The 14504-nt window shown below is 42.3% G+C and carries 13 protein-coding genes; 7 read left to right on the top strand and 6 right to left on the bottom strand.

Going from position 1 to position 14504, the window contains the following annotated elements; genetic code table 11:
• Positions 1-359: DUF2946 family protein (locus tag F9817_RS24555; protein ID WP_427916724.1), on the bottom strand; the 359-nt coding region annotated here is incomplete at its 3' end.
• A 210-nt stretch (positions 360-569) separates the two neighbouring features.
• Here F9817_RS24555 and F9817_RS20125 point away from each other — a divergent pair.
• The 4 genes from F9817_RS20125 to F9817_RS20140 all read left to right on the top strand — a co-directional run bounded on the left by F9817_RS20125 (position 570) and on the right by F9817_RS20140 (position 5952).
• Positions 570-2585: an ATP-binding protein gene (locus tag F9817_RS20125; protein ID WP_161157966.1), complete on the top strand. Its 2016-nt coding sequence runs from the start codon at positions 570-572 to the stop codon at positions 2583-2585.
• Positions 2563-3669, top strand: a complete 1107-nt coding sequence (locus F9817_RS20130) for an HDOD domain-containing protein (RefSeq protein WP_161157967.1) — start codon at positions 2563-2565, stop codon at positions 3667-3669. The genes F9817_RS20125 and F9817_RS20130 overlap by 23 nt, the downstream gene beginning before the upstream one ends.
• Positions 3670-3769: 100 nt before the next feature.
• Complete coding sequence (locus F9817_RS20135) at positions 3770-4720, top strand: LysR substrate-binding domain-containing protein (protein ID WP_161157968.1); 951 nt, start codon at positions 3770-3772, stop codon at positions 4718-4720.
• 341 nt (positions 4721-5061) lie between these two features.
• Positions 5062-5952 (top strand): aconitase family protein, encoded by an 891-nt coding sequence (locus F9817_RS20140; RefSeq protein WP_161157969.1) that lies wholly within the window; start codon positions 5062-5064, stop codon positions 5950-5952.
• A gap of 40 nt (positions 5953-5992) precedes the next feature.
• Here the strand turns inward: F9817_RS20140 and F9817_RS20145 are convergent, their stop codons facing one another.
• On the bottom strand, positions 5993-6601 hold the full coding sequence (locus F9817_RS20145; protein WP_161157970.1) for a thioredoxin-like domain-containing protein: 609 nt from the start codon (positions 6599-6601) through the stop codon (positions 5993-5995).
• A 246-nt stretch (positions 6602-6847) separates the two neighbouring features.
• Between F9817_RS20145 and F9817_RS20150 the strand changes: the two genes are divergently transcribed.
• Positions 6848-7606, top strand: coding sequence for a DUF481 domain-containing protein (locus F9817_RS20150; protein ID WP_161157971.1), 759 nt, complete (start codon positions 6848-6850; stop codon positions 7604-7606).
• Here the strand turns inward: F9817_RS20150 and F9817_RS20155 are convergent.
• Positions 7603-8685: an alpha/beta hydrolase family protein gene (locus tag F9817_RS20155; RefSeq protein ID WP_161157972.1), complete on the bottom strand. Its 1083-nt coding sequence runs from the start codon at positions 8683-8685 to the stop codon at positions 7603-7605. The two genes, F9817_RS20150 and F9817_RS20155, sit on opposite strands and share 4 nt — an antisense overlap.
• A 200-nt stretch (positions 8686-8885) precedes the next feature.
• On the bottom strand, positions 8886-9782 hold the full coding sequence (locus F9817_RS20160) for a LysR family transcriptional regulator (RefSeq protein WP_161157973.1): 897 nt from the start codon (positions 9780-9782) through the stop codon (positions 8886-8888).
• Positions 9783-9880: 98 nt separating this feature from the next.
• Here F9817_RS20160 and budA point away from each other — a divergent pair, with 98 nt between their 5' ends.
• Positions 9881-10666 (top strand): acetolactate decarboxylase, encoded by a 786-nt coding sequence (budA, locus tag F9817_RS20165; RefSeq protein WP_161157974.1) that lies wholly within the window; start codon positions 9881-9883, stop codon positions 10664-10666.
• A 28-nt stretch (positions 10667-10694) separates the two neighbouring features.
• Complete coding sequence (alsS, locus tag F9817_RS20170; RefSeq protein ID WP_161157975.1) at positions 10695-12398, top strand: acetolactate synthase AlsS; 1704 nt, start codon at positions 10695-10697, stop codon at positions 12396-12398.
• Between the two features lie 78 nt (positions 12399-12476).
• On the opposite strand, the gene F9817_RS20175 is transcribed toward alsS, so the two are convergent.
• Positions 12477-13742: an MFS transporter gene (locus tag F9817_RS20175; RefSeq protein ID WP_161157976.1), complete on the bottom strand. Its 1266-nt coding sequence runs from the start codon at positions 13740-13742 to the stop codon at positions 12477-12479.
• Positions 13743-14182: 440 nt separating this feature from the next.
• Positions 14183-14458: a hypothetical protein gene (locus F9817_RS20180; RefSeq protein WP_161157977.1), complete on the bottom strand. Its 276-nt coding sequence runs from the start codon at positions 14456-14458 to the stop codon at positions 14183-14185.
• Positions 14459-14504: the final 46 nt, after the last annotated feature.

The following is a 14504-nucleotide window of genomic DNA, read 5'->3' on the forward strand; positions in this document are numbered from 1 at the left end:
GAACGATAGCGATATTGGGGGGCTTGGGCGGGGAGAGAATGTACTGTTGCCAGTGAGCTAACCCGCACTATCGGCGCGGAGTATTTTATAGTGGGGTAGTGGAAAAAAGCGGCGTGTAATGTGCTTTGTAAATCGCAGTAATGACACCAACCTTGATGATGGTCGGTCTGCATTGTCATCGAGGTCTTAGATACCGTGAGGTGTATTGCCTTTTGCTGTTGGTATTCAGCACATTGATGCGCGCTAGAGAGGGTGGTAACCATTGAGACCACAGGCGCTATATATAAAAGGAGAATGGCGCAAATTGGTAGCCATACCCATCTATTTTGATGCTTGTGAATTTGCTTGCTTGTTAACAACTTACAATCTCAATGTTTCTAATTGTGCGGATTTATAACATATGCGCTACATTTAAGCGAGTTTTTGTCTGTAAGGGCGGTGGGAAAAGATCGTCGGTAGGCCGAGTTGATCTTCGCGATCTTGTACTACACTTGTCTGACTTATTATTGTGTTTTTTATCAACGCTTAGTCTTAGGGCGTAACCCGCTTTTAGCGATGAGGAGCATGGTGTGGAATTATGGCATGAACAGGCTTTGAATAGTGCACAGATCGTCCCTTTGGAATGGCACTTTAATCAATATTTGGTATTGATTTCATTACTGTTATCTGTTCTTGCCGCTTTTGGTGGTTTAAGCATTTTACAAGGTGCTTGGATAACCAAACATATGAATACCTTACCGAAATGGCGTCTTATCAGTAGTGTGTTATTAGGCACCGGAATTTGGGTAACACAATATATTTGTTTACTTGCGATCGATGTACCTATTAATGTTCAGTTTCACCCCATTTTACTCTTTGCTTCGATTGTTATGCCGATCATTAGTTCTTGGCTTACCTTTGGCTTATTGCAGCAAGAGCAACGAACTTTGTCAGATACCATATTTGCTGCGTTTATCTTTACGTCCGGTATGGTCGCGATGCTTTTGGCAGCGAGACAAGCGCTGGAATTGCCCGGTGAAGGTGACATTGACATACGTGGTTTATTGACCTCTCTAGGTGGCACCTTTCTGCTGACAGCCATTTCGTTGTCGTTAATTTCTAATCGGGCTCATCAGACGTTAAGGTCGCGAGTGGTTATTGGCGGTATTCTTGGTGGGGCTATTTTCATTTTGCCTTATACCGCGCTGTTTTCTTTGCAATTCCATGTTTCAGGCGACCTTGTTAAAGGCAATGTGATCCATTTTCACAATGATGCGATCGCCATGACCGCATTGGTGATGGCCTTTTTCATCCTGATGATTTTATTTAGTCTGACCACGTTATCGCAAATTCAGCAGGATTCAGAAGTAACAGAGCGGTTGGTGTCGAGAGAAAAGGACATCATCGATAGTTTTATGGATGGATTGCTGATTATTAATAGTCAAGGCGATGTGCTGAGTATTAATCCAGTAGGGCAAACATTGCTTGGATTGACGAATGTCCCCATCAGTAAATTGCGGTTAAGAGCCATCTTACCAAGCTTTGATATCAACAATATGGTTAGCCCAACTTACAGTGGTTTAAGCGACTTAAGCCATATTCGTACCATGGCGATGACTTATCAAGGAACCCAATTCCCATGCGAATTTACTTTGTCGCGAATGAGTGTTCAAGAGGGGAATAACGCGTTATTCACGCTTTTGATTCGTGATATCACTGAACAGTTGTCGTTAGAGCAACAATTACGGCGCACGCACAAGATGGAATCTATTGGCCAGCTATCGGCGGGTGTTGCTCATGAGATAAATTCTCCAGCCCAATACGTGACAAATAACATCACCTTTTTGAAAGAAGGATTTGAACGGCTGTTACACACGCATCGATTATTACAACCGAGTGAACGTGACATTCAAGATCCACACACTTATCAAAACAGAGTGATTTCACTCCTTAATGATCCAGAATTGAAGTTTATTATCGAAGAAGTACCTCAAGCGGTTGAGCAGTCACTGGATGGGATGAAGCAAGTCAACAGTATCGTCAAGGCGATGAAATCGTTCACTAATCCCAGTGAAGAACGGCTGCAATATATTGATTTAACCGAAGCAATTCGTGCAACGATTACGGTGGCAAGCTCTCAATGGAATGGTAAAGCTGTTGTGAATACGGAATTGAGTGATGAGTTAAGCTCGGTTCCATGTTACCGAGATTTATTCAACCAAGTGGTGTTGAATTTGCTGTCGAATGCGATTCATGCGATTGAGGATCAAAAAAAGAATCGTACAGATTTTCAAGGGGTTATCACACTCAAGACCTGGCGTTCAAAGCATCATGCTGTTATTACCATTACGGATAATGGGTTAGGAATACCCGAGGACATTATTGATAGAATATTTGATCCCTTTTTTACCACAAGAGAGGTGGGTCAAGGTTCTGGGCAGGGATTAAGTCATGTTTACTCGACAATTGTTGATAAACATAACGGAATAATAAACGTAGAATCGCAAGTGGGAGTAAAAACCACCTTCACGATAAAACTGCCTCTTATAATTAACGATGGTCACCAGACGATGGATAAAGTGGATGAAAATCTTATTAGTGGATGATGATCAACTCGTTTTAAATGGGTTACGTCGAGCATTATTTAGCGCGAATTGTTCAGTAATCACGGCAAATAGCGGTAAAGAAGCATTAGAAAAGCTGGCCTATGAAGAGTGTGATTTGATTATTTCGGACATGATGATGCCGCAAATGGATGGTTCGCAGTTGTTGGAAGAGGTCAGTCAAAAATACCCTTGGATAATACGTGCCTCACTTTCTGGGTACGCTGACCCACAAATGACAGTAAGAGGCGGGTTTTATGCCCATCAAGCTTTTATGAAGCCTTGCGATACATCGATGCTGAAAGCGGAAATTCAACGTATTTCTAACATGTTAGAACGTTTTCCGGATCGTCTGATTCAAAATGCTATTGGGACAATAACCTCACTTCCGGTAACACTAGACTTGTACCAAAAAGTAAAAGTGATGCTCGAAGATGAGCAGTCTTCAATCCAAGATCTCGCTGATGTTATTCAAAACGACCCCGCGATATGTGCCAAATTAATTCAGATCGCCAACAATGCCATTTTTCGTGGCAAGAGCGAAATAAACAGTGTTGAAGGTGCGCTGAATCGTCCCGGAACCCAAATAGTGGTAAATATTGTTGCCATGCTGGAACTTTATGTGGGGGATAAACATAAACCCAGTAAAGCGTTAGAAAACTTACGCCAACACAGTTTAATTGTTGCGAACCTTACGGCAAAACTCGCCCCGCAAGGAGAGAGCAATACAGGGTTTCTCATCGGTGTTTTACATCAAATAGGTGAATTTGTTCGCACCTTAATTTTGCCAGAACTAATGAAAAAGTATTTAACCTCTGGTGGTGAAAAACATGACTTTCGCCATTTAGAAGAGCACCTATTTAATACCAATTCGGAGCAACTCGGTGCCTATTTGCTGCATTTATGGGCGTTCCCTTCGCCTATCATTGAAAGTGTGCTTAACCAAAATAACGAGCAGTTGGTGCTAGAGCAACCCTATTCGTTTACGACGGCTTTGTATATTGCGAAAAAGATCGCTAATGGCGAAACAGTGAATGTTGAGCTGGTGGATAAGTTTGAATTAACTGAAACACTTGCACAATTGTAGGTATAACCAAAGTAATTTAACCCTTTCAGCGTGAATCAGATACTATATCGCTATTCATGTTTATCGTTTAGGAAAGGGTGTATACGTACACTGTATATTGATGAAATCGCAAATTTCTGTGCGGGATAACTTTCCGCTCCCTCAAGATCTTAATGTGTTAATCACTGTCGTTCGCCAAGAAAGTTTTGCTATGGCGGCGGATGAGCTGGGTGTCTCTCCTGCTTATGTGAGTAAACGGATTCAAATTCTCGAAAAAACGCTCAATACTCGGCTGTTACATAGAACGACTCGGCGAGTTGTGCTCACCGAAGATGGTCAACGTGTATTTAATCGAGCGATTCGTATACTCGACAATATGGAAGAGTTGGTTGATGACTTGTCCCAGTCGAAATATGTTCCGCGTGGTGAGCTCGCTATTTGTACTAGCTTTGGGTTTGGCCGGGCAAAAGTTGCTCCAATACTTTCTAAACTAGCCAAAGCCTATCCTCAGCTTGATATTCGCCTAGATGTGGGGGACAAACCGGTGGATTTGGTGAAATCTGGCTACGATTTGGAAATTCGGGTTGGGGGCCATTTACCGGAGCATCACATCGGTAAATGTCTGGCGAAAAATTTGCGTATGTTATGCGCTAGCCCGAAATATTTGGCTGAACACGGCGAGCCTGAAACACTGGACGATTTAGATCAACATTCATGTTTGGTATTGAAAGAAAAAAATACCATGAATGGGATTTGGAATCTGGAAACCTTAAATGGTGAAAAAATCGCGGTACGGATTAATAGTGCCTTGTCATCCAACGATGGGGGCATTGTGCGCCAATGGGCTTTGCATGACCAAGGGATCATTTTACGTTCCTATTGGGACATTGCTGAGGATCTGGCGCAAGGCAAATTGGTACAAATATTACCCGATTATTTTCAGACTGCCGACATATGGGCTATCTATCCAACCCGAATGACAGAATCAGCTAAATTGAGAGTTTGCATTGAATTTTTGCAGCGAGGTTGCCAAGCTTTTTCTTACACGGCAGATAAAGCCGACAAGGATTAGTGCATCTCTAAATTCCCTCTGAATCCCGCGTTTGAGGTGATTTGGGTATATTGTACGTAATAATTTGTTGCACTAATTAACCCGATATCAATTGTATTTCATAATAGATTTCTTATTTTAACTATGGTTACTGATAATTTAAATAATGCCCATAGATATGATCAGGATTTAATATTAGACACACTTTGTTGTTTAAAATTTGTTAAATATTATAATTATTTCCAAATCGTGTTTATTGTTAACACGCTATGGAGTTTGAATCCTTGCTCTTGTTCACTAGTATGGAGAGGTTCTCCTTATTATTGAACTTCATATCGGGACGGATTACCGGAGCATAGTGAATGACGCTATTACATAGTCAGCAAAATACGACGCAGCAATGCGTTAGACCCAGTCACCAGGTCTTACCTTGGGCCAGTTTTGCCAAACACACGGCTTCCCAAAAGTTAGATTCGGTAGTGCGTTGTTGTTTTGAAGGAGAGCTGACTCAGGGAAGCTCGTGGCAAGATCTGGTGATGGTCACTGTGGCTAATTTTACAGCCGAACAAAGAGCGTGCACCATTGTATTATTTTGCGGAACGACGCTACAGCATTGGGATACCAGTGTTTGCTTGGCAATGTGCAGAATGGCAATAGAAGGCGGGCTCAAAGGTGCAGCATTTGAAGCTGATGGCCAAGTGTTTCATTGTGAACAAGATATTCGCCGGCCAAGCAACATTTCGATTGCTGAATTTAGTGCAACGCAATGGCGTAATCGATTTGCGACGGGCTTGAAAAAAGGTCAAGAATTGATTGTGAATAGTAGTGCTGTTAAGCCCGTCATCATTCCACAGCAAAATAGTATTACTACTGGTGAGCATCAACAACTCTTACCGACAGAACTTGATTATGCTTTTATCGGTACTGCTATGTTTTCCCCTCTGCAACAGTTACGCGAACTGCAAGAATTTATTGCAGGGAGACAGGTCACTATAGGTATTCAAACCGTTATCGTATTTCAGTCTCAGCAATTGATGCTACAAGCAGAGAAAGAGGGACTGGTTGATGCGCTTCTTAGCAGTGGCTGTCAATATTGCTTAATTGATGAACTGCCGCTTTACTACTATCAAAATGTGGATATGAAGCAATGTGCAATAAGTTTTGATTTAGCCCAAATCGCAGCGCCCAAAGGAGAGTCTTACCTTATGAGCCATAGAATGGTGATGTCTGCAGCATTGCGTGGCAGTTTGTAGCATCCTTTCTACAACGATTCTCTACTATATTTTCACCCTGTTATTTTTGCTGTTTGGCCAGCCAAACTCTCGCCCATAGACCGATTGGGGTCAAAATCCCTTTTGATACAAAACGGACTTTATTACGGTAGATAATCAAAGTGGTAGGGGCGTCTTTAACATGCCACCGTTGGCTTAGATGATTATTCGTATCATTAACAATCCAAAAATGGAAATAATGATCGTCGAGATAACGGCGCATGGCTTCATTATCTCCAGACATTTTCGCAACCCCAACTGTAGGATAATAGTAACTCAGCCATTCCACACTCGGTGTTAATAATCGACAGCTATTACACCAACTTCCCCAAAAATACAGGATGACCGGCCTTTTTTGACTTAGGGCTGCAATATTGACTTCCTGCCCATCAATATTCTCCATATGGATAGCGTTATGGTGATCAAGAGGAATGGTTTTATCATGCCACGCGTCAATAGCGATACTGATTGCCATAATGCAGACTAATATCAGTATGAATTTACTGATTTTTTTAAATAAGGAGTTACGCTTAACTATAAGCCCTTTAAGAATATAAAGCACAAGTAGGACGCAGATAACAATGGTAGAAATAATGATGCTGTTGTGCTTGATAAAACTTAAGTACGTCATGCTGATCTCAAACTAGATGGGGGCCGTATTGTACAAATTTGCTCGGCCTAAGACCAATTTAATTCTGTGTATGTCGTAAGCCTATAGTTGATGAATTAATTATTGATCATTCTTATCTGTTTAAGGTCCTCAATAGCTTGAGTCCTATTGATAATATTGACATGACTTGCTGTTAACGGCATGTTGACATGCATATGAGGCCAATGGAATAGGGTGTTATATGGGTTTGAAATATAGAGGTTATTAATGAAAACGCATGGAGTGATCCCGGTACTCGGGTTGCTGCTTATTGCTTCTCAGGCAGTAGCAGCAGATAAATCAACGCAAGATGATGATAAGGATAAACTCAGTGGCAACGCGAAGTTAGGCTTTATCTATTCAAAAACATCCTCATCTTCCACATCCCTAAACTCTGGTATTGGCTTAAAATACAACGAGAAACCTTTTACCCACGAATTTAATGGCAGTACTTATTACACCAACGCGAAAGACGACGATGATGGTGTGAATAAATACACTTTAAATTACAAGTTTTCTTACGCCTTAAAAGGTGGGGAAGGGTATGACGCCTATATCGACAATGAATATAAACATGACCAATACGAAACCTATCGGCATGTCTATGATGTGACCGTCGGTATCCAAAAAGCGTTAATCGCGACCAAGAAAACGGAACTTAATATCGGTGGCGGTCCGGGTTATCGGTACACCAAACGTCAGGATTTTGATGATGACTACCCAAATCAAGTGGAAGAAGATGTGATCGTCAACGCCTTCATTAACGGTAAATCGCAGTTAACTGACGCGCTATCAGTTGGCGGTAGTGCTGATGTCGATTATGGTGAATCGAATACGACCTATACACTAGGCGCGAATTTGACTAATAAACTGGTCGATAACGTGGCTTTAGTCTTTGATAGTGAGTATATCTACAATACAGACGTGGCCTCAGATGATGACCACGATGAGCTGTATAGTACGATCAGTATCACCTACGCCTTTTAAGGCGTTGATATTTTGGTTTGATCGATAACTGAACCGTGATAGCCCTTAGCGCAGTCGGCACCCTGACACTCTGAGGTCAACATATTCAATACAATCGATCCGGCGTTGGTCATGACACGATAATGGCCGACGCCATCTTTATCCCCGCCGAGCGATTGGCTGCCTTCTTTATTCTGCGTGATGGCTGATTGAGTCGCTTTAGAACCCTCACCGATATTAAGTTGTGCGAGTACATTTTTACTATTGGTAAACGTCGCATTCAATGCACAGTCGTGTTTATCGACTGATGGACAAAGTGTTGCGTCCTGATTTCCTGCATCTATGGTATAAAATTGTACTTGTGGTTCATGTTTTGGCATTGCCCGTAAGCTTTTTTGTCCTGAATCGGATGTCCATTCGTTATAGCCATTCCAACTGTCTTCACTTGGGAACAGGCCAAACACAAAGGCGTTCTCTAAACTTTGCGCATGACAAATAGGAAATTTATCATCAGCTGGACCGACTCCCTTGCAGGCTGGTAAACCACGCATTGGTCCGGCAATATTGACAAAGCGGCGCACATATCCCCACGCACTTTTATATTCAAAAGTCGCGAGCGCTAACGAGACGCCTTGTGAATAGGCGACAATATCGACTTGGCTTTTATTGCTATATTGACGAACTCGGCGGATGAAATCGTATAGAAGGTTGTATTTTTCAACCTGTTGTTGGTTTTTTTCTGGGTTTACCTGTTCTTCGTGAGAGGTGTAGGTGACGGCAAACAGTTCACAATCGTTATAGCCATTGTCTTTAAATGTTTGGTAAACCGATGCTGCGTTTGGTGCCAGATTGGGACCTGTCGGTTTGACGAGCCAATTACTCGACGTTGTTGCCGCGCCGTGAATAAAGATCACCGGGGTTTTTGTTGCCTGACATTTTCCTCCACCAAAACCGCCAAAATTTAAACCAGGATGAAAATCTGCAGCAAACGATGGTGAGGATGATGCTGTTTGGCTTTTATCAGCATAACTAATGGGGCTGACTAATACTGTCGTTGACAATAAAAGCGTCGTTAATCGTTTTAGCTTAACGTTATTCATCGCGCCTTCCTGAAAAATGATTAAAAATGTTGGCTAAAGGGGGAGACTGTTTTCCGTGAACAGTGAGTATAATCCTAGCTGTTGATGGGGCACAAAAAGTATTAATAGGTCATAAAACAGTAAGTCTGACGCAAAACACTACAAAAATTCCGTTTAATCAGCAAGTTTGAGCACTGAACAGGTTACTTGGGGAGAGATGTTTAGATATGGCCATCCTGATATTTTGAAATGCGTTGAATGATCTTTCGCACTTGGTGATTGAAGTTGTTGGGTTCCCAAGCCACTACCACCTGACTCACCAATGGCATATCATCAATTTCTGTACAACGGGCGGAATCATCCAAGTGCTCTGCGAGGGAGCGAGGAACAATAGCTATACCAAACCCAGCTTGTGACATTGCAACCGCAGAGCGTAACTGTGGTGCGGCATATTGGCTATTAATGGCAATGCCACGATGGGTAAATAGTGACGTCATTTCATCATAAAGAGCTGGGCCTGTTTCACGGGGAAAGAGCAGTAGTCGTTCGATGCTGAGCTCGTCTAAGCTGATATGTTTTCGTTGAGCGAGAGGATTCGTTGAAGGGATCACGGCAATGAACGGTTCTTCGAACAGCACTCGTTTTTCCAATTGTTCACAGGCGTAACAAGGTAGACGTTTAAAGGCGATATCAAGCTGCTTTTCTTTTAGCTGTTCCACGAGTTTATGCATCGGAAGCTCTACTCCGACAAAATTCACTTCTGGAAAGTACTCTCTTAATTGTCGCATTACCGATAACACTTGGTTACAGATTGCTGTCGATGTGGCAAATCCAATCCGCACTTCCGTATTCTCACCGCGCGCCATTTGCTTGGCTTTTGCCTTGGCTTGTTCAACATTATTAAGAATGTTCAATGCATCGACGTAAAAGGTTTCACCCACCTTGGTCAACTCTACTTTCCGCGAGGAACGGTCGAACAGAGGCGCCCCAATTTCCTGCTCCAACTTTTTTATCTGTTGGCTAAGTGGGGGTTGAGCAATGCCTAGTTGCTCCGCAGCTCGAGTAAAGTGATGCGTTTGTGCCACGGTAACGAAATATTTTAAGTAGCGTAGTTCCATATTTTTTTCGTATCGAAATAAATGAATTTTATATTAGATTTTACGTGTTACAGATTCCATGCTTATTGCATAAGTTCAATACAGTAACGGTGTATATCATGTGTGAAATCTACAACTCTCTTTGTACTTGTTCATTCGATGTGGCAAAAGAATTCGCTGAATATCACAAATTAACCGGTCGTGGGGAGATCTATCAGACTTCATTAATGAGCGCGTTAATTGCTGGTGTCTATGATGGTTCAACCACAGTTGAAGAATTATTAGAACACGGTGATTTTGGTTTAGGAACATTTGATCACTTAGATGGTGAATTAATTGCTTTCGATAATAAAGTATTCCAATTAAAACAGGATGGGTCAGCACATAAAGCTCAAATGACACAAAAAACACCATTTGCAGTGATGACTCATTTTAAACCGAATATTGAATTACCCATTACCGAATCATTGACTCGAGAACAATTGCATAAGCTAATCGATCAAATGGTGCCATCCGATAACTTATTCTGTGCGGTAAGAGTTGACGGGACATTTGACTATGTTAGGACTCGAACCGTACCACGTCAAGAAGCGCCCTATCGACCAATGTTAGAAGTGGTAAAAGAGCAGCCAACGTTTAATTTTCGTAAACATAAAGGCGTTATCGCAGGTTTTAGAAGCCCTCAATATACCACTGGTATTAATGTACCTGGTTATCATGAGCATTTTATTACTAATGATCGTAAAGGTGGCGGCCATATTCAGGATTACCGTATAACGTCAGGTTTTTTGCAAATTGGGGTGGTATCGAAATTAAATATTGATATTCCTACAACTGAACAATTTTTAGATGCTGATTTATCATATCACGATATTCGTCAAGCTATAGAAAAAACAGAAAAATAATAGCTTTGATTTATGTAAGGATAAAAAGATGAAAAAAGAATCTTCAATTCGAACTGGTGCTGATTTAATTGCTCAACAATTAGAACAATTGGGTACTAAATATATATTCGGTATTCCAGGTGCAAAAATTGATCGTCTATTTGATGCGATTAACGATACCAATATTAATTTAATTCCTGTTCGTCATGAAGCCAATGCGGCATTTATGGCTGGCGCTATTGGGCGTCTAACGGGTAAAGCCGGGGTCACTATGGTCACTTCTGGTCCGGGGTGCGGTAATTTGGTGACTGGTGTCGCGACCGCCAACTCGGAAGGTGATCCTATGTTGGCATTAGGCGGTGCGGTTAAACGTACTGACCAGCAACGTAAAACTCACCAAAGCCTTGATACTGTAGGTATATTTAGGCCTATTACCAAATATTGTGCAGAAATTCAGCATGTTGATGCAGCGGCAGAAATGATCGCGAATGCAGTACGCGCGGCGGAAACTGGACGTCCTGGTGCGAGTTTTGTGAGTTTGCCGCAAGATGTATTAAGTGATCAAACAGAAAACGATGTCATCATACCTAATCGATATGTACCGATGGGGACGGCTGATATTACTGCAATCGATGAAGCAGTAAAACGCATTGAAGCGGCAGGCAATGTGGTGGTCCTTGCGGGATTGCATGCCAGTAAGGAAGAAAACGCGTTAGCCATCACCCGCTTTTTGCAGAAAACTCAATTACCCGTTGTTGGTACGTATCAAGCTGCTGGTACATTAAATATTAATCACTACAATCGATTTGCGGGCCGAGTCGGCTTGTTTAACAATCAACCTGGTGATGTGTTGTTAAAACAAGCGGATTTGATCGTCACTATTGGGTTTAACGCGATTGAATATGATCCAGACCTGTGGAACACCAAAGATTGCCCGATCATTCATTTAGATATTGAACCTGCGGAGTATCAACAGCATTATCAACCAGAAATAGAATTGGTTGGTAATATCGCGACATCAGTGGAACAAATGACGAACCGAATGTCTTCCTATTCCCGTTTATCACCACTGAGCCTGTCTATTTTAGAAGAAGTCGCTCATCGTCGTCAGTTGATAAAAGGGTATCCATCCGTTTGGAGCGCTCGTGGTTTTCATCCATTAAGTATTATCAAAGTGATGCAGTCATTAATTACCCCAGATATGACATTATGTTTGGATATGGGGAGTTTCCACATTTGGCTTGCTCGTTATATGGGATGTTTTCGTGCGCGCCAAATGATGATTTCTAATGGGCAACAAACCATGGGGGTGGCATTACCATGGGCCATCAGTGCTAGCTTATTAAACCCAAGTGCGAAGGTGATTTCTGTTTCTGGTGACGGCGGTTTCATGCAATCAAGTATGGAGCTAGAAACTGCGGTGCGTTTAGGCTGTAACATTGTACACATTGTGTGGGTGGATAACGCATACAACATGGTAGAAATCCAAGAAGTGAATAAATACGGTCGTCATTCTGGTGTGAAATTTGGTCCGATTGATTTTAAAGCTTACGCGGAATCTTTTGGTGCTCATGCTTATGCTGTCACTGATCAACATCAATTAGCGACTACGTTAAAAGCGGCCATGGATGTACAAGGCCCAGCAGTTGTGGCTATCCCTGTCGATTACAGCGATAACTACAAGCTGCTAAAAACACGTGGTGCTGATCATTGTGATCCGGTTTTTGCCGGACAAGAAAGTGTCCTAGCTTAGGTATAAGCAGGCAAAAAGCCCCAATAGTTGGTGAACTATTGGGGCTTTTTTAAATTGGGGCCATTTGGCTATGCGCCATTAATGAGCCTGAACGGCTGCTACGCTTGAGTGTTGGCGTTTGCTCATAAAGAGCAACATGAGGCTTGATAAAACAGCTATCGCGATAATACAGCTCCATGTCATGGAATAGCCGATACCTTGCACCATAATGCCCATCACGACATACGCAGGTAGCATACCAATATTCTTGATAGTATTAATCACTCCACTGATCCTTCCTCGGTGGCTACGTGGAGACTGGTTAGCGATATAGACATTTTCGTTAGTCACTAATAGCACTTCAGCGGCCGCTAAAATTAACCATGCAAAGAAGAAGACTGGCACATAATCAAAATTCATGACCACTAAATATCCGCCAGCCAGTAACCCCCCGCAAATCGATAGGCTTTTCAACTCGCTTTGTCCATGCGTAACTTTCACCAAAATAGGGGTGAGCACAACCACCGCAACGCAGGCAATGGTCATGAGTTGACCAAAGACAACGGCGCCTTCTTTGCCAAATAGGTGCGCCATATAGAGTGGTGCGAGTACGGTCATTTGGGTAATAGCGATATAGAGTAACGTGCAGGCTATGCCAAACACCCACAGGTGAGGACGTTCTTTCAACACTTGCCATACACTGCCTTCGGCATCTTGCTCAGGATCGAATTCTAATTCAAGGTCCTCGCGCTCTGGTGTTGGCATTGGTTTCGTGTATTTAGGTTCTTTGACGAACCAAGCAACCAATAAAATACCAATCACACTCGCCAGTCCGTTACCCCAATAAATCAAAGAGCTGCTATACCAGAATAGGTAACCTGCAACCAAAGAGCCCACAGCAGAGCCCACGTTATAAGCCAAATAACTGAGAGACATAACGGCTGAACGATTGCTGGTATTTGAGAGATTCGCAGCGAGTGCATTCCCTGCGGGTACTGAGGCGCCACCAAAAAGATAAGCGATTAAAATAAGGGCTGGAGCAAGGTAATGATGTTCGGGGAAAAAACCACAAACAAACAGAATAGTGCCACCAATCAATTCACCCAGCACCATAATATTTTTATGACCAAAGGCATCAGCAAGCTTCCCGCCGAAGACGCCACCTATCATAAATGCAGTCATCACAATCATCACAAAAGTGCTGGCAATGGCTTCTGAATACCCAAGCTTTTGAGTAAGCAGTAAAACCAAAAAAGGAATGATGAAATTACCAAGACCGAGAATAAAACGGGATAGGGCGATAAAGTAAATGTCTCTAGGGAGATCTTTATATATGGAAAGTGTTTCTTGTATTCGTCGCAGCATATGCGCTTCCTAGTTATTATGTTTAGCTATCAAAATAACCATAAGTATTCGTTCCATAACAACCATAAAGGCATGTTAAACAATGTATTATCGACTACGGCTTTCGATATTAAACTGATTGAGTTTTACACAGGTAGTACGGATATACCGAATTCAAGACAAAATTTCCAGAACTATCTACCTAAAAAGGGTAATCATACGCGAAGAGTCATGAGTGGTCTTGTGGTTATTTACTCAGCGGATCAGATGAAAAGTATTCATGAGTTATATACCCAAGTAACCTCAAGATGCTGTTTCAGCGAGAATGTATTCGCTCTTAGGCAAGGCACTGATTTGAAGACATAGTCATTCTACGTAGAAAATCAGTCACACAGCCTAGAAGCGAATAAAACTCGCCCTTCGGGAGCTCATCAACAAACCTATTTCTGCGCCCAATCACGTTAAAAGGGAATGACCATTCCTGCCGTGATTGAGCTTGACCTAGGCTCGTTGATGAAGCTCTGAATCCTGCATCTTGAGGTCATTTGGGTTTCACTGACACAAATCAAACAGGAAGCCCCATTTTTGGATTGCCACTCAATACAGTCTAACTCAGTCTCGAAATGTTCTTGGGTTTCTGGAATATCAATCGCTATTGTTCCGCACCGAGTCACTTCGATGTGAGCGTGGAAGTGGTTTTTATCCTGTAAAACGTATTCTTTGCGGGTGGACATCATAGTCGTCATCCTCCAAGACTTAGACGTGCGTTAGTTACACGGTAAA

Source organism: Vibrio eleionomae (genome assembly GCF_009874545.1).
GTDB classification, from domain to species: Bacteria; Pseudomonadota; Gammaproteobacteria; order Enterobacterales; family Vibrionaceae; genus Vibrio; species Vibrio nitrifigilis.